Source organism: Bacteroidales bacterium (genome assembly GCA_014860575.1).
Taxonomy (GTDB): Bacteria; Bacteroidota; Bacteroidia; order Bacteroidales; family JAAYJT01; genus JAAYJT01.
In genome coordinates, this window is record JACZJK010000028.1 from 60,087 (window position 1) to 78,381 (window position 18,295).

Here is an 18,295-nt window from a genome sequence, read left to right on the forward strand (position 1 = left end):
TAATGCCGATGTAGGGTTTAAAGGATATTTAAAATACGGTTCAAAGGAATGACAGAATTTACAAGGGATAATTTTATCTGTAATGGCCTCATCAAGGCTGGCGCTGAATTTGAGGAGTGTTTCGGCCAGCATTCAAAATATATTTACGAAGTCTTCAGGGTGCAAGCAGGAATTCCTGTTTTTATAGAAGATCATTTAGACAGGCTGTGGAAAACTGTAGAATTAGAAAATATTAAGCTACCATTTTCCCGAAATACAATGCTGGCGGATATCGTCACACTAATTCAGGCCAATCCAACTGGCGAAGGGAACATAAAAATATTTATCAGTTTGCCAGTCCACAGCCCTATCATCAGACTGGTGTATTTTACCCCGCATCAATATCCATCAACGGAGCAATTTAACACTGGTGTGGCTGTGAGCCTTTTTCGCGCAGAAAGGGGAAATCCCAATGCCAAGGTGATGGACGTTGCACTTCGGAGCGCAACAGACGTGGCGAAAAAGGAAGAAGCTGTTTATGAGGTCTTATTGGTTGACCGTGATGGCTTTATTACTGAAGGCAGCCGCTCAAATGTTTTTTTTATTCAGAACAACCGGCTGATTACCCCGCCCATTGAGTCGGTTCTGCAAGGAATAACCCGAAAACAGATAATGCAGATTTGTGATGAAGAAAGCATTCCTGTTTCAGAGCAAAAAGTTCATTACAACGAATTGAATGTTATGGATGCTGCTTTTATTTCCGGAACATCAAGAAGGGTGCTTCCCGTTGGTCGGATTGCCGGCCTGGCTTTCAACTCTTCCAATCAAGTTATCAGACAGTTGCAACAACTGTTCGAGTTGCGTGTTACAAAATACTTATTGTTGCATAAAAATGATTTTTCAAGCGATCTTTCATCTTCTGGCAATCAATTTCGAACATCCTGGTTCAATGGTATCAAAATGTTTTAAATTTGATGAATTATAAATTACGCAGGACTTCAGTTAACCAGGCTAGGGTCATGATTAATACCATTTAAAATCCATTTTATGAAAACCCGGTATCATTTATTATTGGTGCTGTTCATGTTCACAACAGCATTTGTTTCACAGGGGCAGGTTGTTATCAACGAATATTCAGTTTCTAACCTTCATCAGTTTGCTGATAATTACAGCCATCACGAAGATTGGATCGAATTACATAACACTGGAACCGTAGCTATCAATATTGGTGGCTACTATCTGAGCGATCAGGAAGACAACCCCACCAAATGGCAATTTCCTGCCTTCACTTTGATCCCGGCAAACGGCTACCTGCTTATTTGGGCTTCAGGAAGAAATGAATCTGAAAACGGGCATTTTCATACTAATTTCCGGCTCAGCCAAACGAAAGCCAATCCAGAACATATTGTTTTCTCAGATCCCTCAGGAAGCGTACTTGAAATACAACAATTACAACTTACACAGCTTGGCCATTCAAGAGGAAGGATCACCAATGGTGGTAATATCTGGGGTGTTTTCACCAATCCTACTCCGGGGAGTTCAAACAATATGGCTACACATTTTGAAGGCTATGCATCAAGACCCCAGATGAATTATGAAGCCGGCTTTTATGAAGTCAGTCTTGTTGTAGAGTTAACTACTGAAGAACCTAATGCCGTAATTCGCTACACAACCAACGGAAACACGCCTGTTTCCACATCTCCGCTTTATCTGATGCCGCTTTCGGTGGCATCAACAAGCATTGTGCAGGCTCGGGTATTCAGCAATAATCCTGCAATCTTACCATCGCTGATTGAGTTCAACACATACTTTATCAATGAATCGCACGAATTGGTTGTACTTTCGGTGTCAGCCAATGAGATTTTGTTGTTGCTCAACGGAGATGCCAGCCTTGAGCCTCAAGGAACAATTGAATATTTTAACACGGATGGATTGCGCACCAATGCTGGTTATGGGGAGTTTAACAAACATGGACAAGATTCCTGGGTGCATCCGCAAAGAAGTATTGATTTTGTGATGCGTGATGAAATGGGATACAATCACGCCCTGCAGGAAAAACTGTTCACCCTCTCTGAGCGCGAAGAATTCCAGCGTATAATCATAAGGGCGGAAGGCGATGACAACTACCCGGGCATTGACACATCTGCGCATATGCGGGATGTGCTGATACAAAATCTGGCTCAAAAATCTGGTATGAACCTCGACGTAAGGAAAGGGTCAAAAGCTGTTGTGTATGCCAACGGGCAATATTGGGGAGTTTATTCCATCCGCGAAAAGGTTGATGATCACGATTTCACCAACTATTATTATAATCAGGACAAATTCAACATTCAATTTCTAAAATACTGGGGTTCGCTTTGGGCAGAATACGGCGGCGACAAAGCCCTGGATGACTGGTTCGAGTTCAGGAATCTGATGTTGAGCGGAGATGTGAATAATCCGCTTACTTTCGGTTTTATCAAAGCAAATTACGATTATACAAGCCTGGTAGATTATGTGATCATTAACTCATTTGTAGTATGTTCCGACTGGCTTAATTGGAATGTTGGCTGGTGGCGTGGATTAAGCCCTGATGGATCGCACCATAAATGGGCCTATATTCTTTGGGATGAAGATGCAACATTTGGTCACTATATAAATTATACCGGAATTCCCGGGCAGCATCCTTACGTTTCGCCTTGCTATCCCGAGTACCTTTCCAGTTGGTCCGATCCCCAAAAACACATTGAAATTCTAAATAAGCTCAGGCAAAATCCGGAAGTAGAACAATACTACATTTCACGCTACCTTGACTTGAAAAATACAGCTTTTGTCAAGGAAGATCTTTTGCAGTATGTTGACAGTATGGCTGCCCTTGTGTCGCCAGAAATGACCAGGCATGCCACAAGGTGGGGTGGGAGCTTCCAGCAATGGGAAGACAATGTGCAGAAATTGAGAAATTTCATAGCCAACCGTTGCGATTATCTTGGATCAGGCCTGATGAGTTGCTATGATCTTGATGGCCCTTTCGATTTTACGATTAATGCCGAACCAGCAGGTGTTGGAATGGTTAAACTGAATTCTCTGATGCTGGAAAACTTTCCGTGGAGCGGCGAGTACTATGGCGGGGTGGATATGAAACTTACAGCCATCGCTACAAATACTAGTTATGAATTCGACTACTGGGAACTGGTCAATCATTCCGCTTCACCCGACACCACTGCTGAAGCAATCACAATCAGCCCATCAAACTGGGAAAACATTGTTGCACATTTTAAGCCTAAGTCATTTGCAGATTCTTTGGTAATTAATGAAATCAACTACAGATCATCAAGCAGTTTTGATTCAGAAGATTGGGTTGAATTTTATAATCCTCAGGAATATACGCTTGACATAAGCGGTTGGGTTTTCAAAGATGATGATGATGCCCACTCATTTATTTTTCCGGCATCAACATTTATTGAACCGTTTGGCTACCTCGTGCTTTGCCGCGATACAATCAAATTCAAAGACAGGTATCCGCAAGTAAGTAATTATATTGGAGATATGGGTTTTGGTTTCAGCAGCGATGGAGAACTGATCAGGTTGTATAACCAAGACCAGGTTATTATAGACACGGTTCATTATTTGAATTATATTCCCTGGCCACCGGAAGCAAATGGCGGCGGTTTCACACTTGAGCTGATCCATCCTTCGCTTGACAATGCCCTGCCCGAAAGCTGGATGGCATCACCTTTGCAAGGAACACCCGGCGCAATGAACAGCTTCTTGACTTACGTACCCAATCAACCCGAACCATTTAAAAAAGCATCTTTTGCAGTGATACCAAATCCGGCAACAGACAAGGCTGTTATCTTGATCGAAGCTGACGAACCGATTATACGGGGAAGCCTGAAGTTAATCAACTCTCAGGGTGTTGAAGTACTGCAAATAGATAATATAAGCACGCAGCTAGTTCATATCAACGCCCACAATCTTGCCAGGGGATTATATCTTTTCAGGTTCGTTGACGAACACAGTAAACTGATTGGAAACGGGAAAATAGTATTTCATTAGAAGCCTGGCAAAAGCCTGTCTTAAGCTTGCTTATACTGCGATCACAAGGAAATAATTCTTTTTCCCTTTCTGAACCAACAGATAGCGATTGCTAAGCAGCCCATCTGTGGAAATCATGTGCTGTTCTGAAACTTTTTCCTTGTTGATCATCACACCGCCATCTTTCACCATTCTACGTGCTTCGCCACGGGATGGGAAAATTCCGGTTTTGTCAGCCAGAAACTCAAGTACCTGCACACCGGATTCAATTTCTGATTTCTGAACCTCGCAGGTAGGAACACCTTCAAATACCGATAACAGTGTCTTTTCATCCAGGTTCCTAAGCGTTTCAGTGGTGCCTTTCCCGAAAAGGATTTCAGATGCTTCCACAGCTGCATTGTAGTCTGCTTCGGAATGAACCCTGATGGTGAGATCACGGGCGAGTTCCTTTTGCAGGAAGCGCAAGTGTGGCGCTTCAAGATGTCTTGCGGTCATGGTTTCCACTTCTTCCTTGCTGAAAAGGGTGAAAATTTTCATATACTTTGCCGCATCGGCATCGGAAGTGTTGAGCCAGAATTGGTAAAACTGATACGGAGAAGTTTTTTCCGGATCGAGCCAAACATTGCCGCTTTCGGTTTTTCCGAACTTTCCACCGTCAGCTTTGGTAATCAGCGGACAGGTAAGCGCAAAGGCTTCGCCTCCATCAATGCGGCGGATAAGTTCGGTGCCTGTTGTAATATTGCCCCATTGGTCGCTGCCGCCCATTTGCAAATGGCAGTTTTTAGAGCGGGACAAGTATAGAAAGTCGTATCCCTGAACCAGTTGATACGTGAACTCCGTAAATGATAAACCCGTTGCAGCCTCACCTTCCACGCGCTTTTTAACAGAATCTTTGGCCAGCATGTAGTTGATGGTAATGTGCTTGCCAATATCACGGATAAAATCCAGGAAAGTATAATCCTTCATCCAATCGTAGTTGTTCACCATTTCAGCGCTGTTGGGAAGGCTGGGGTCGAAATCAAGGAATTTCTTCAACTGGTTTTTCAGGCATTCCTGGTTATGGCGCAGTGCGGCTTCGTCAAGCAGGTTGCGTTCCTGCGATTTACCTGATGGATCGCCAATCATGCCCGTTGCGCCACCCACCAGTGCAAGCGGTTTATGGCCGCAGCGCTGAAAATGTTTTAACATCATCACACCCACCAAATGCCCGATATGAAGGGAATCGGCTGTGGGGTCAATGCCCACATAAGCAGTTCCCACCGCTTTTGAAAGGTATTCTTCGGTTCCCGGCATCATGTCGTGGATCATGCCACGCCAGCGTAGTTCTTCAACAAAGTTCATAGAGAAAATTTTTGCAAAGATAGAATTTGAATTTACGATTGACGATTTTGGATTTACGATTTATCCGAACCTGCCACTAACATCTTTACATTCACACTTTCCTATCTTTGTGCTCACAAAAAATTGAATTATGATCCTTGTTACTGGTGGTACCGGCCTTGTTGGAATCCGATTATTGTTTGATCTTGTTGCAGGTCGAAAACAGGTGAGGGCTATAAAAAGAAAATCTTCTTCACTAGTTATGCTTGAGAAGATATTTCATGTGCTAAGCGATCGCGCCGATGAGATGCTTCAACAAATCGAATGGGTGAATGGTGATGTGCAGGATTACCTTTCGCTTGAAGCTGCCTTGCAGGGCGTTGAACAGGTGTATCATTGCGCGGCGGTGGTTTCTTTCGACCCGAAGGACAAGCCCATGATGATGGGCATCAATGTAGGTGGAACTGCCAACGTCGTAAATGCTTCTCTTGCTGCCGGAATTGAGAAATTGGTTTTTGTTAGCTCAGTTGCTGCCCTGGGCCGTGCTGAAGAAAACATCATGATTGACGAAAATGGCGATTGGAGTGATTCAAAAGAAAACTCAGCCTACGCAAAAAGCAAATATGCTGCCGAGCGTGAAGTATGGCGGGGTATGGCCGAAGGTCTTAATGTAGTTATTGTAAACCCTTCCATCATACTAGGACCGGGTGATCCTCATAAAAGCTCGGCAAAACTTCTTTCGACTGCTATAAAGGGCAACCTATTTTATACCGAAGGTGTGAATGCTTTTGTGGATGTACGCGATGTGAGTCGTGCGATGATAGCGTTAATGGAAAGTAATCTTGCGAACGAGCGCTTCATCATCAACCAGGGTAATTATTCGTACCGCCACATTTTCAACCTCATGGCAGAAGGTTTCGGGAAAAAGCATCCCCGCATCGAAGTTAAACCCTGGATGTTTGAAATACTTTGGCGAGTGGATAAATTTCGAAGTGTGATTTCCGGAACATCTCCTTTGATTACCCGCGAAACAGCCCGAACTTCAAGCAAAAAGTATCTTTACAGCAATGAGAAAATACGCAAGGCGCTGAATTTTAGCTTCATTTCTATTGAAGAAAGCATTAGAGAAAATTGCAACTGGTTCAGACAAATCAGTTCCTGATTGCTGTGCGGTAGTGCCCGTAACGGTTCAGAATTTCTGTTACATATTTATATGGTTCCTCGCCTCGGCAATAGCCATACTGAACCACCTCGTCAAGATAATATTCCGGTTTTGATTTGTTCCGCAAGTAATAATCAACATTATTCTCCCAAATGTTGGGATTTTTGTTGTTCTTAATGGCCAGGCGACGGGCATCAAATACGTGGGCAATACCTGCATTGTATGCGGCCAGCACAAACTTCTGCCTTTCAACAGGATCGGAAATATCCTCTATGAATTGCTTATCAAGCCATCGGAGGTATTTGACGCCTGCTGCAATATGCTCAATGGCGGTTGAGGCTGAATCAATGCCCAATTCAATTGCCGTTGCAGGCATCATCTGCATGATACCAAAAGCTCCGGCATGAGAAGTTACTTCATGGCTAAATTTTGATTCCTGGTAGATCAGCGAAGCAAGTAAACGCCAGTCCCACTCTAATAATTTGCTGTATTTTCGGATAACATCGTCATAATGAGAAATGCGCCCGCCTTTGCGGGAATGAAATTCAAGCTGGCCGGCATGCAATCCGAGCGGATTGTTGAAATAGCGTTCGTACAGCAAACTGGCGTGTGCACTTTTTGCAAATTCAGCCCACCATGCATTGAGTGTATCCAAAAGGTCGTCGTTCGCTCGTCTAACGGCCCATCCGGTATTTTGCGAAAGCCCCAGCGGTGTTTGAACATCCAGGTCGGGATAATATTTGCCACTTACCATTGCAAGATTCTCGTTGCTCATTGTGTATTCGATCTCGCCCCTTGCCACCATTGCAACAAGGTCTTCGGTGTCTTTGTCAGCAACTTCTATCACATTGATATGAATGCCAATTTCTTTTTGCAAATTGACGAGGCGGTCATAAAATGCAGTATTCCGCTGTAAATAAATGGTTTTGCCATCAAGGTCAATGGGGCTGCGGATAAGTTCTTTTTCAACTGCCTCCCAGGTGCGCATTTGCCGCCAGTTGGCAGGTTTGCGCTGCACCAGAACCTGGCGGGTTTCCATCATTGGGTCGGAAAATGCTACCTTATCTTTGCGATCGTGAGTTACAAATAAACTTTTGGCCACCAAATCATACTGCCCTGCATTGAGCTTCTGAATTGAGATTTCGGGATCACTTTCCACGTGTATTTCAAGCTCAACACCCAAATGCCTTGCAAAAGATTGCAGCAACTCATATTGGTAGCCCATTGGCTCGCCCCGGTAAATAAAATAACTGGTTGACCCTAAATCAGTAACAGCAATTAGCTTACCTCTTTCAAGGATAGCGCTAAGTCCAGATTTTTCAACAACAAGGGCAGGGTTTGTATTCCGGGAATTATTTGAGCAGGAAAGTAGGATCACAAAGGTGAGTAAGATACTCAGAAATGTTGTCCTGCCTGATTTCCATTTTTCAATCATTATTTTGTTTTTGGTTCAACAATGCTTACCGGATTTGATCGATCTTTACTGTTATCTGTCTGTGTTTCGATCCGATAAGCCTGAACTGACTCTAACTAACAACATGTATTTGTTAATGTTCACAATGTTTTCAGTAGGTCAGAAAAACGGCTGCAAAGGTACAACTATTATATTTAATGCAATTTTTATGCTTATCCACTCATTACCAGGCTGATATAAAAGATTGAATTTTTTAGTCCTGAATAAATTAGTATGTTGAACAAAAATAATCAGGGGCGATGAAGCAGAAAACTGCTTCATCGCCCCTGACTGTCTGAGTGCTTTGATGCTCTATTTTCTCAAATCTGCTTCCTTTGTCCAATAAACTGTTTTACCGAGCCCCATCCATGAACTGCCTATATAACCTCTCACTTTAAGTTTGCCGTCGGGTTCGAACGACATGTAGCATTTATAGGTTTTACCGGTTTTGGGGCTGTAAATCGTTCCGCCACTCCACTCGTTGTCACCTTTGTCGTAAGTAAAATCATTCAGTATGCGAAGCCCCATAATTTTGCGGGTGTGCATTTTTGTATCGGGGTTTTTATCATCAACTTTTTGAGTACCGTCGTCGTTCAAAGGATCTTTTAACCAGACAATTTCTCCATAATACTTTCCATTGGATGATTTGAAGATTTTTACCTGCGAATTTGGATTGTCTTCATCATCAACTGCAAGGTAGATGCCAACAATTTTGTCGGCCTGTGCTTTAACTTCTGTGGCCACTGCGAACAGCATTGCCAAGGCGATGAGGGTGATTGCTTTTTTCATTTTAAGTCGGTTTTGTTAGAGGACGAAAGTAATGAACTTTTCAATGCGGGCGAACAATAATGACTAAATCAATTCTTTGCAGGTTCGTAAGTGTAAATAATGGCTTCAAGCTGTCGTACGAGATCGCGTTTTCTCTCATTGGGGGCGTATACATAGGCATCAAGTGCCACAATTTTGTTTCCTGCTTCGTTCACTAAAGTGTAGTTGATGAATGGCCCACCCATAAAATCGCCTTTGATTTCCCAAAGGCCACGGGTTTCGACTGCGAAACGGCCATTAAAATCAATTCGCTGTGAAACCGGAACGATAAAATCTCCGGCAACGGACATATAAGTTCCTTCAAAAGTGCCCGGCACATGTTGTTTGGTAAAAAAGTCTCGAGTGCCCAGAACCGGCCTCTGCTTAAAATCAGCCGTGTCTTTATAGTCGTAGGTATAAATGAGCAGTGCCTGGCTAAACTCTAAGGTTTCCCGTCGGATCCACATAAAATCCTGCGACTTTTTGGCAATATAAAACCCCGATGGAACAGTGAGTGAAAATCCAAAATTTTCAACCATCTCATTCTTGATGGTATGTTCAGTAACCGAACTGTAAGCCTTTTGTATGCGCTCCCTCTCGGCCTGATCGTACAATTTCAGGAAAGAATTTTTGTGTTCGTGAAACAAGCGCAAAAAAGCCGAATCGGAGGCGGCATTTATTTTTATGACCCGCTGTGGTTTTGCCCACAGGTCGCGTTTGGTTTCAATATAAGGTTGGGTGTGTTCAGGCCGGATGCTTGCGATAAAAATATTGCGGTGTACCTGAAAGATGGAAGAAAAATCGGCTTCCGGAATAGTGTAAAAATTAAACAAGGCTTCGGGTTGGGGAAGGCCTTCCATATCTTGTCCAAAAAAAGCCTTTATTTCGTTTCCAACGGCCCCGTTCCAATGTTGTTTTTCGATCACAACAAGCATTTCTGACGATTTGCCTGTTGAGTTAGCAATGATCCGTTCTTCTGAATTGCACGAAGACAAAACCAGAAAAGTGATAAAAATGAAAGGAATATTCTTGATCCGCTTCATCATTTCAGCATATTTGGTGACTCGTAAAGAAACTGCTACCCGGCAATGCCAACTTTGATTTTCTGACCGGGTTTCAAGCGATGGGCATTGGTGATATTATTCCAGGATTTAATTTGCTCAACCGTAACACCATCATACTTTTTTGCAATATCCCATAATGTATCACCTTGCTGCACCGTGTAATAAACGAATTTAGCATTTTGACCCGGGTTGTTTTTTGCAATTACTTCAGTTTGCCGTGCTTTTCCTGGATCTGAAACAATCAATTTCTGGTTTACATGAATTGTATTGCTTTTTAGGTTATTCCAACTCTTCAAATCAGTGATGGAACATTTATATTTTCCTGCTATCAAACCAAGATTTTCACCACGTTTTACGGTATGATAAGCCGCCCCTTCTGACGAATTGGCCGCCGTTTCCGTTTTGGCAGAAGGCGCCTTATAATTACTTCCGGTATAAACCATTAGCCGTTGTCCTGGATGGATCGTATTATTTTTTAGATTGTTCCAGGTTTTAAGATTGTTTACTGAAACCTTATAACGGCTGGCAATTCCACCGAGGGTCTCACCACTTTTTACACGGTGGTATTGTTCTTCTTTTATATTGGCCATTTTAGCTACGAGGCTTTCGCGCTCAATGCCTTTTTGGGTCTTATACGTATAAAGAGCTTGTTCATGGTTGAAAAACTCAGTAATGTATCGCTTTGGTAGTCGTAACACATAATCCTTTCCGGTAGTTGCTGGTATAATTCCATGACGGTAAGCAGGGTTCAGGAAGCTAAGCTGTTCCATTGGGATCGCAAGTTTTTCTGAAATTTGCTCAAAAGAAAGAACATCCTTAACCATTACAGTGTCAATATCATAATGCATAAAAGCAGGGGTAACCGGGTAAAGGTTATGCTCAGCAGCATGGTTCATGACATATACTACGGCAATAAATGCAGGAACATAACCACGTGTTTCGCGTGGCAGGTAAGGGCTGATTTCCCAGAAATTCATTTTGCCACCTGAACGGCGTATAGCTCGGTTTACATTGCCGGCTCCACTATTGTATGCTGCCAGCGCAAGCAGCCAGTCGTTGTAAAGTTTATACAGATCCCGCAGATGCTCTGCTGCCGCCACAGTTGATTTGTAAGGATCGCTGCGATCGTCAACAAAAGAGCTTACATTAAGGCCATACATTTTCCCGGTTCCGTACATGAATTGCCAAAGGCCGGTGGCTCCGGCACGGGAGCGGGCATTGGGTATAAGCGCAGACTCAACGACAGCCAGGTATTTCAGCTCTAGCGGCAGGTTCAAACGGTCAAGGTGCTCCTCAAACAAAGGAAAGTAAAGTTCTGCCAGGCCAAGAATTCTCGAACTGAGTTCCCTTCTGTTAACGGCATACAGGTTGATGAAGTTTTTGACATGCCAGTTGAACGTTAACTCAATAGGCGTAAGGGCATTCAACCTGCTGATACGGTCAAAATAAACAGAGTCGGGATATGTTGGGACTTCGTTTGCTTTGAAGCCGTATATATTCAGTGCAGCGGTATCGGCAGTGAAACCATTTCCGGCAAACAGAATTGAATGAAACAAACTGTCGAGCATATCAAGGATAGGCCCGTCTTTTAATAATTCAGCATTTGGAATAGTGTCGGGAAAAGTAAGGGTATCGGTACTAAAAGCTTCATCAGCTGATAAGAACTCTGCCTCAAATTCACTTACGCCTTTCAAAGTATCATTAACTGGTTCAATTTCCTGGCCTTTTGCGACTGTAAAACCAAGTAGGAATATAAGGACTAGAAGTTTGAATTTGCACATAACCGATCAAAATAAAATTAAAAGCGATGTTCTAATAACTGCGATTCTCTCCGCAATGTTGTATAAATATCTGCAAAAATAAGTCATTTAAACCTGAATGTTTGACCGCATGAACAGAATTCATCAACAGAGCCATGTTAATTATTCATAACCAAAATAGTATGAGGTGCCGTAACCTATTGCCAGTGCGATCATCAGAAAAGCGGCGCCCTACATTTTTTTAGGATTGCAGACAATTGGTAAATGCCTGATCAAGAATTCAAAACATTGTAAGAGTTTCTATTGTTAATTACCAGAGTTAAACCTAAACAAAAGCAAAATGAAAAAAATTGGAATCCTTGGATCTGGTGATGTTGCCAAGGCGCTGGCAGCCGGATTTATAAAGTATGGTTATGATGTGATGCTTGGTTCGCGAGATGCCTCTAAATTGGATGAATGGCAGAAGCAAAGCGGTGGTAAAACAGGTACTTTTGCTGATGCTGCTGCATTTGCGAATATCCTTGTTCTTGCGGTAAAGGGCGGGGCTGCGATTTCAGCGCTTCAACTTGCCGGATCGGACAATCTGAAACGTAAAACCATTATTGATGCCACCAATCCTATTGCCGATGCAGCTCCGGTAAATGGTGTATTGCAGTTTAGTACTTCTTTGTCTGAATCGCTGATGGAAAAGTTGCAGCAAAGTTTCCCGGAAGCAAATTTTGTGAAAGCCTTTAACAGCGTCGGTAGTCACTTAATGGTGAACCCAAACTTTCCCGGAATAATGCCAAGCATGTTTATCTGTGGCAACAATGCACAGGCAAAAGAAGATGTAACGTCAATACTAGACCTCTTTGGCTGGGAAACAGAAGACATGGGTACGGTTGAAGCAGCGCGTGCAATTGAACCGCTATGCATGCTTTGGTGCATTCCGGGTTTTAACCGGAACCAATGGATTCATGCATTCAAACTATTAAAAGCCTGATTACTTTACACACAAAATATTGAGATTATGAAAACTTATGTGATAACTGGCGCTACCGGAAATACCGGAAAGCACATAGCAATGGGATTATTGGAAAAAGGGCAAAAAGTTCGCATCATCAGCCGCAATGCCGAAAAAGCTAAAGAGCTCACGGATCAAGGTGCTGAATTGTTCCTGGGCGACACAACCAACAAGGAATTGCTTTTAAAAGCGTTCAAAGGTGCTGATGCTGTTTATGCCATGATCCCTTTTGACATGAACGCAATAGATTATACGGAAATGCAATTGAGTCATGGCAGAACTATTGCCGAAGCAATCAAAGAAGCCGGAGTTAAGTACGTTGTGTTCCTGAGCAGTGTTGGGGCGCACCTGATTGAGGGCGCAGGTGTTGTGCAAGGTCTGGAGCGAACCGAAAGATTGCTCAACTCCATCACCGGATTGAATACAATGCATTTACGTGCTGCATATTTTATGGAAAATACAATGGCACAAATTGGAGCGATAAAATATATGGGAATGATGGCCTCACCGGTGCCTGGTGATCTGGAAGTTCCAATGGTTGCCACCAAAGATATTGCACAGGTGGCATTGAATCATTTGCTGAATCTTGATTTTAAAGGAACTAATCATAAGTATGTGCTCGGACAACGTGATGTTTCCTACGACGAAGTAGCCCGGCTGTTTGGCAATGCCATTGGCATGCCCGATCTGAAATATAATGCCGTAAGCATTGCTGAAGGAAAAGCGGCAATGATGCAAATGGGTATGGGCGAAAGTGCAACAGACAGTCTCCTGGAATTTGTTTCAGCCCTGAATGATGGCCGGGTTCTGGAAGATGCCAGACGCGATGAGCACAATACAACCCCCACTTCAATCGAAGATTTTGCCCACACTTTTGCTTATGTATACAATATGAAGCAGGAATAAAATCCTGGCATTAGCAAAAATATTTATGATAAAATAAAAGCAGTACAACCCGTTGAGGATGTACTGCTTTATATTTTCTGAACGCCGTAAGCTGATTACTCCTTCGTTCTTGTTTCCTTCTCTTCTTCGTCGGGGTTGTTCATGCCTTCTTTGAAGTTGCGGATGCCTTTTCCAAGACCTTTCATCAATTCAGGGATTTTTTTTCCGCCGAATAATAGCAACACAATGGCAAGGATCAAAACAATTTGCCAGGGGCCTAACACTCCAAGAAATATTAATCCGTTCATAAAGTTCAATTATCTGTTTAGAACACAAAGATATTAAAAACGTCGGATCAGTACATCAAATTCACGGAATGACTTTCACACAAGTCAAAAATGGGTTCACATCTCTATCATTGTAACGCGGAACTCTTTGCGATCCAAAATTCCGGGTTTTGAAGTTCTTTTCCTTTCCAGATTTCAAAGTGGAGTCTGGTACGGGCTTCGTTTGTATCGGTATGAATTACTCCCAGGCGTTGCCTGAGCGCTATTTTATCGCCAGGTTTTACAAAAAGCTGATCGAGGTTGGAGTAAACGGTAAGGAATTCGCCATGCTTTATGATCACTACATTGTTAAGGCTCGGAATGCTAAGCACATTGCTTACAACACCCTCAAAAACTGCCCTGGCTTCCGCTCCTTCGTGGGTAATTATATCAATTCCATTGTTGCGGGTTTTGATCCCTTTGAGCACAGGATGTGGATGCTCGCCAAAGGTTCCCGCAATGATTCCCCTTTCAGATGGCCAGGGAAGCTTACCCTGATTGGCGGCAAAATTATTTGAGATCAAAACTTCTTCGGGTGTGAGCGCAAAACTTTCGGGAGCTGTTTTGCCTTCTTTTTTGGCGGCTTCACGAGCAAGCCGGATCTCCTCTGCAATGATATCTTCAATGGCTTTTTGCAGGCGATTTAAGGCGCGCTCATTTTCACGCAGGGTTGCAAGCAGTTCTTTCTCCTTTTTTGACAGGTTCTGAACGCTTTGGTTCTGCTTGCTATGTTGTTGTGAAAGTTCATTTTTTTCACGCTCCGAGGCAATTCGGAGGTTTAGTTTCTCGGCTCTTTGCAATTCGAGCTGGGTAACTTTTTGGGTCAGCTCAAGCTGTGTCTGTTGAATTTTATCGGCTTGTGCCCTTCGATATGCACTGTATTGCTGAAGGTATTTGATCCGCTTGTAAGCCTGGTTAAAGTCGTTGGACGAAAAAACAAACATAAGCTTCTGCTGCGCATTGCTGTGCTTGTGGGCAGCAACAATCATGCGGGCATATTCATTTTTAAAACGTTGCAATTCGTTTTTGAGAAACTTGATTGTATCACTTGATTGATTGATTTGCTTTTCGAGGTTGGCTACCGTTGCATCAATGTTTCCCAGCAGTTCTTCACGTTGCCTGATTTGCTTGTTCAGCAAGGTTAGCTGGTTTAAAGATGTTTGCCTTGTTTGTTGTGTTTCAGACAATAATTTGTTGGTGTACTCTATTTCCTGTTCAATCCTAATTTTATCTCTTTGAAGCCGTTCTTTTTCGCTTTGCTGGGCTCCAAGATTGAATGGGAGCAGGATTGCTAGCAGAACGCAAATAAGTCCTGTCCCTGCTATTTGTCTAATGCGAGTTTTTGTGATTGGTGCAACTGATCTGTTTATGGACATTTGCTACTTGATTGAAACGTATTTCTCAGGAATTGTGAACGGGAAACTGCTTGTTTCAGGTGTATCAGTCCGGCTAAATGTGATGTTTAGGTTAAGTTTGTTGCCTCCGCCCTGGATATCGTAATGCTGTTGAGAAGCGAATAAAGATGAATTCATCTCAACAAACCGCTGGTAATTAACATCTATCTTGGCATCCTTGTCTTGCAAATCCCTGATTGAAAACTTTGTTATACGAAAGCTTAGCGGGTCAAGCCAAATGCTTTGCATTGGAATAGCTTCCGGAATATCATCTTCCTTTAGTTGCCGTTTAAGGTTGCGGCGATGCGAAACTGTGAGTTTGTATTCCCGGTTGTCAATATTGCTTTTGAACTGGGTGTTGTCGTATAAGGTGAGATCGTTACCAAGTATAAGTGATTGCAGCAGATCAAACTCCAGCAACGGATGGACCATACCAGCCAGATGTTCAGTTGTAGAGATCAGAAAATTATTTTCCAGACGGTTCATCCATTTTATTGAATCGTTTGTAATAACAAGGCGCCCCATTTCAATGCCAAGTGCAGGGGAGAGGGTCATCCAGATGATGCTGTCTTTTTTAACCCGGATTTGCCCATTAAATAACATTTTTTCCTTGTTTTTTGTAAGCTCGGCGGAGAATCTCGCGGTGAAGTAACCAGCCCTGATTTCCTTTGCCTTCATTTGCTCAAGCAGGTAATCAGTTCCATGAGCTTTCATGGGTTCTTTGATGGTTTTGCGATACGATGTACATGAGGTAATTGCCAGAACCAGCATCAATATGATTATCATATTGAAAGCCTGTGTAGGATTGTGTTGTGGAAGTACGAACATTTTGCTGAAATTGATCATTCCCTATTCGTAAAGAATACCATCCGTTACTTTCTTTTCAAGAAATTCAGTGATTTCGCCACCCAGATCAAGCGCTTGTTTCCAGTACCTGAGAGCATCGTCTTTCATACCAAGTTTATAATAAACATCGCCAAGGTGTTCCAGTACTACTGCATCTTCGGTGGCGTTGTTTTCCAGCGCCTTTTCTATCCAAACCCTGGCTTCTTCATAATTTCCCATTTGATAAAGGATCCAACCATAAGTGTCGAGATAATGTTTGTTGCCTGGAGAGATTTCAAGCGATTTGGCCGACATTTCTTTTGCCTTTTCCAGCTGCTCTTTTCTCAGAGATAGGTAGTAGCTGTAATTGTTAAGCACATAAGGGTTTTCGGCATCCAGGTCCAGGGCCTGATCAAAAGCAGCGTCCGATGATTCATGCTGTTTCATTTTTGAGTAGGAGTCTCCTAAGTGCATGTAAAACTCAACAAGAAGCTCATCATCATCAACCACAAGGTCTTTGCCGGCGTAAAACATTTTAATTGCTTCATCGTAATTGCCCAACTGGTAATAAGCCAGACCAGCAAATTGATATGGCAATGGCTGGAGGGGAAAGAGCTGTATTGCTTCCAAACTTTCGGTAATCAATGCTTCATTGTCCTGTAACATAGCATCAAGCCTGAGCAGGGTTTCCCAGAAAAAATACTGGCTGTTGTCAATTTCAAGTACCTGGCGGAATATTTGGCGTGCTTCTTCATATTTCTCTTCTCTTATCAGAAGATCTGCTTTCAACGAAAGAGGCCGGGCATCGGTTGGATGAGCTATGATAAGAATTTCAGAAAGTTCAGTTACCTGGTCTTCATAGTCGTTATGAATGTCTTCGTCAGTGTAATACGTGAACAAAACCTGGAATTTAATTTCAACATCCAGGTTGGGATTGGCAAATCCTTGCTTTAGCTCGGTATAAGCCTGTCCACGATCTCCTGTTTTAAAATAATATTCGGCCAGGGTGATATGGATGTAAGGGTTTTGAGGATCAAGCTCGCGGATTTTTTCAAGGCTCTCGATGGCTTTGGGATAGTTGTCCATATCGAGATAGAGTTCGGAAAGGAGCGCATAATAACGGCTCTCGCCGGGATACATGGCAATTAACTTTTCTATTTCGGCTACAGCTTTATCCGGCTCATTATTCATCAGATAAAGTTTTTGTTTCTGCATCAGAATATCTTCATCGGAGCCTGTTATGTTTTCAATTTTATCATACACCTTAATGGCATCGGCTAACCTGTTTTCTTTCAGGTAAAGCATTGCCGTTTGGTGCAGAAATTCAATTTCGTTAGGTTTTGCCGACTGCAGACGCTCAAAGATTAAGATGGCCTTTGGCACCTGACCCGATTGTTCATACAATGAAGCCAGCATCAGATTGTACCATTTGTTATCAGGATCAATTTCCACTGATTTCTCAGAAAAACCAAGGGCTTCATTAAAATTGCCCTGCATGCGGAATAGCCTGGCCATTTCATACATTGATGGTGCATGGTTTGGATCAATACTCAGGCATTGCTGGTACAAAGTCATCGCTTGCCTGAAGTTGCCAAGTAATTTTTCTTTGTTGGCATCAATAAAAATTGCTGTGACCTTTTCCGCCTGGCGCGGATCGGTTATGGCGGATTGCGTTTTGGGTTCAACAACTGAAGTCTTTGAGGCTCCACATGCTGAAAGCATCAGGATGCCGAAAAGCAAAAGTATATATTGGGTTCTGCTCATTAAGGTTTTAATTTGATTTTATGCTTTGATGAGGACATGTTAAATCAAAACGGTAAAAATCCTCATTTGTTGAAGAATAAGATGTTTATAAAATTATTTAACGCCTGTGTGGCCAAAACCGCCACTTCCCCTTTTTGTTACGGCCAATTGATCAACCTGCTCCCATTGGGCTTGTTCATGCCTGCTGATGATCATTTGTGCGATCCTGTCGCCGTCAACAATTTCCTGAACTTCTCCGGATAAATTAATTACGATCACTTTTACTTCGCCACGATAATCGCTGTCAATGGTTCCCGGGGAATTCAACACCGTAATTCCCTTTTTAATGGCCAATCCACTTCTGGACCTAACCTGTGCTTCGTAGCCTTGTGGAATTTCAATAAATACTCCTGTTGGGATCAAAGCCCGCTCAAGAGGGTTTAAAACAATACCTTGTGATAAAAAGGCGCGTATGTCCATTCCCGCTGAGTAATCTGTTTCATAAGCCGGTAGGGGATGATGAGAGTGGTTTACTATTTTAACCTTCATTGGTAAATGAT

General features: G+C 42.8%; 15 protein-coding genes. 5 read left to right on the top strand and 10 right to left on the bottom strand.

Features of this window, described 5'->3' with window-relative positions:
• Positions 1 to 48 precede the first annotated feature (48 nt).
• A complete protein-coding gene (locus IH597_07655) occupies positions 49 to 948 on the top strand; it encodes an aminotransferase class IV (protein ID MBE0662327.1) in 900 nt (299 codons plus the stop codon).
• A gap of 78 nt (positions 949 to 1,026) precedes the next feature.
• Complete coding sequence (locus tag IH597_07660) at positions 1,027 to 4,014, top strand: CotH kinase family protein (protein ID MBE0662328.1); 2,988 nt, start codon at positions 1,027 to 1,029, stop codon at positions 4,012 to 4,014.
• A 30-nt stretch (positions 4,015 to 4,044) separates the two neighbouring features.
• On the opposite strand, the gene IH597_07665 is transcribed toward IH597_07660, so the two are convergent.
• A complete protein-coding gene (locus IH597_07665) occupies positions 4,045 to 5,334 on the bottom strand; it encodes a tyrosine--tRNA ligase (protein ID MBE0662329.1) in 1,290 nt (429 codons plus the stop codon).
• 130 nt (positions 5,335 to 5,464) lie between these two features.
• Between IH597_07665 and IH597_07670 the strand changes: the two genes are divergently transcribed.
• Complete coding sequence (locus tag IH597_07670) at positions 5,465 to 6,475, top strand: NAD-dependent epimerase/dehydratase family protein (GenBank protein ID MBE0662330.1); 1,011 nt, start codon at positions 5,465 to 5,467, stop codon at positions 6,473 to 6,475.
• Here the strand turns inward: IH597_07670 and IH597_07675 are convergent.
• The 4 genes from IH597_07675 to IH597_07690 all read right to left on the bottom strand — a co-directional run bounded on the left by IH597_07675 (position 6,465) and on the right by IH597_07690 (position 11,580).
• Positions 6,465 to 7,910, bottom strand: coding sequence for a transporter substrate-binding domain-containing protein (locus tag IH597_07675; protein ID MBE0662331.1), 1,446 nt, complete (start codon positions 7,908 to 7,910; stop codon positions 6,465 to 6,467). The genes IH597_07670 and IH597_07675 overlap by 11 nt on opposite strands.
• A 330-nt stretch (positions 7,911 to 8,240) precedes the next feature.
• Positions 8,241 to 8,717: a DUF2147 domain-containing protein gene (locus IH597_07680; GenBank protein MBE0662332.1), complete on the bottom strand. Its 477-nt coding sequence runs from the start codon at positions 8,715 to 8,717 to the stop codon at positions 8,241 to 8,243.
• Between the two features lie 68 nt (positions 8,718 to 8,785).
• Complete coding sequence (locus IH597_07685) at positions 8,786 to 9,781, bottom strand: DUF4837 family protein (GenBank protein ID MBE0662333.1); 996 nt, start codon at positions 9,779 to 9,781, stop codon at positions 8,786 to 8,788.
• A gap of 32 nt (positions 9,782 to 9,813) precedes the next feature.
• Positions 9,814 to 11,580, bottom strand: coding sequence for a LysM peptidoglycan-binding domain-containing protein (locus IH597_07690; GenBank protein MBE0662334.1), 1,767 nt, complete (start codon positions 11,578 to 11,580; stop codon positions 9,814 to 9,816).
• 319 nt (positions 11,581 to 11,899) lie between these two features.
• Between IH597_07690 and IH597_07695 the strand changes: the two genes are divergently transcribed.
• Positions 11,900 to 12,541, top strand: coding sequence for an NAD(P)-binding domain-containing protein (locus tag IH597_07695; GenBank protein MBE0662335.1), 642 nt, complete (start codon positions 11,900 to 11,902; stop codon positions 12,539 to 12,541).
• 27 nt (positions 12,542 to 12,568) lie between these two features.
• A complete protein-coding gene (locus IH597_07700) occupies positions 12,569 to 13,468 on the top strand; it encodes an NmrA family NAD(P)-binding protein (protein MBE0662336.1) in 900 nt (299 codons plus the stop codon).
• 95 nt (positions 13,469 to 13,563) lie between these two features.
• Here IH597_07700 and tatA read toward each other — a convergent pair whose 3' ends face one another.
• From tatA to dut, 5 genes are all read right to left on the bottom strand, one after another.
• Positions 13,564 to 13,755, bottom strand: coding sequence for a twin-arginine translocase TatA/TatE family subunit (gene tatA / locus IH597_07705; GenBank protein ID MBE0662337.1), 192 nt, complete (start codon positions 13,753 to 13,755; stop codon positions 13,564 to 13,566).
• Positions 13,756 to 13,862: 107 nt separating this feature from the next.
• Positions 13,863 to 15,149 carry a peptidoglycan DD-metalloendopeptidase family protein gene (locus IH597_07710; GenBank protein MBE0662338.1) on the bottom strand — a complete coding sequence of 429 codons (1,287 nt, stop codon included), beginning with the start codon at positions 15,147 to 15,149 and terminating at the stop codon, positions 13,863 to 13,865.
• 3 nt (positions 15,150 to 15,152) lie between these two features.
• Complete coding sequence (locus tag IH597_07715; protein MBE0662339.1) at positions 15,153 to 15,995, bottom strand: DUF4292 domain-containing protein; 843 nt, start codon at positions 15,993 to 15,995, stop codon at positions 15,153 to 15,155.
• Between the two features lie 21 nt (positions 15,996 to 16,016).
• On the bottom strand, positions 16,017 to 17,756 hold the full coding sequence (locus tag IH597_07720; protein MBE0662340.1) for a tetratricopeptide repeat protein: 1,740 nt from the start codon (positions 17,754 to 17,756) through the stop codon (positions 16,017 to 16,019).
• A 93-nt stretch (positions 17,757 to 17,849) separates the two neighbouring features.
• Positions 17,850 to 18,284: a dUTP diphosphatase gene (gene dut / locus IH597_07725; protein ID MBE0662341.1), complete on the bottom strand. Its 435-nt coding sequence runs from the start codon at positions 18,282 to 18,284 to the stop codon at positions 17,850 to 17,852.
• Positions 18,285 to 18,295: the final 11 nt, after the last annotated feature.

What these genes read in the sequence shown, in the direction of transcription:
- IH597_07700 (MBE0662336.1), top strand. Translation starts at nt 12,569, where the DNA reads ATGAAAACTTATGTGATAACTGGCGCTACCGGAAATACCGGAAAGCAC.
- IH597_07660 (MBE0662328.1), top strand. Translation starts at nt 1,027, where the DNA reads ATGAAAACCCGGTATCATTTATTATTGGTGCTGTTCATGTTCACAACA.
- IH597_07675 (MBE0662331.1), bottom strand. Translation starts at nt 7,910, where the DNA reads ATGATTGAAAAATGGAAATCAGGCAGGACAACATTTCTGAGTATCTTA.
- IH597_07685 (MBE0662333.1), bottom strand. Translation starts at nt 9,781, where the DNA reads ATGATGAAGCGGATCAAGAATATTCCTTTCATTTTTATCACTTTTCTG.
- dut (MBE0662341.1), bottom strand. Translation starts at nt 18,284, where the DNA reads ATGAAGGTTAAAATAGTAAACCACTCTCATCATCCCCTACCGGCTTAT.
- IH597_07690 (MBE0662334.1), bottom strand. Translation starts at nt 11,580, where the DNA reads ATGTGCAAATTCAAACTTCTAGTCCTTATATTCCTACTTGGTTTTACA.
- IH597_07715 (MBE0662339.1), bottom strand. Translation starts at nt 15,995, where the DNA reads ATGTTCGTACTTCCACAACACAATCCTACACAGGCTTTCAATATGATA.
- IH597_07665 (MBE0662329.1), bottom strand. Translation starts at nt 5,334, where the DNA reads ATGAACTTTGTTGAAGAACTACGCTGGCGTGGCATGATCCACGACATG.
- tatA (MBE0662337.1), bottom strand. Translation starts at nt 13,755, where the DNA reads ATGAACGGATTAATATTTCTTGGAGTGTTAGGCCCCTGGCAAATTGTT.
- IH597_07680 (MBE0662332.1), bottom strand. Translation starts at nt 8,717, where the DNA reads ATGAAAAAAGCAATCACCCTCATCGCCTTGGCAATGCTGTTCGCAGTG.
- IH597_07710 (MBE0662338.1), bottom strand. Translation starts at nt 15,149, where the DNA reads ATGTCCATAAACAGATCAGTTGCACCAATCACAAAAACTCGCATTAGA.
- IH597_07720 (MBE0662340.1), bottom strand. Translation starts at nt 17,756, where the DNA reads ATGAGCAGAACCCAATATATACTTTTGCTTTTCGGCATCCTGATGCTT.
- IH597_07670 (MBE0662330.1), top strand. Translation starts at nt 5,465, where the DNA reads ATGATCCTTGTTACTGGTGGTACCGGCCTTGTTGGAATCCGATTATTG.
- IH597_07695 (MBE0662335.1), top strand. Translation starts at nt 11,900, where the DNA reads ATGAAAAAAATTGGAATCCTTGGATCTGGTGATGTTGCCAAGGCGCTG.
- IH597_07655 (MBE0662327.1), top strand. Translation starts at nt 49, where the DNA reads ATGACAGAATTTACAAGGGATAATTTTATCTGTAATGGCCTCATCAAG.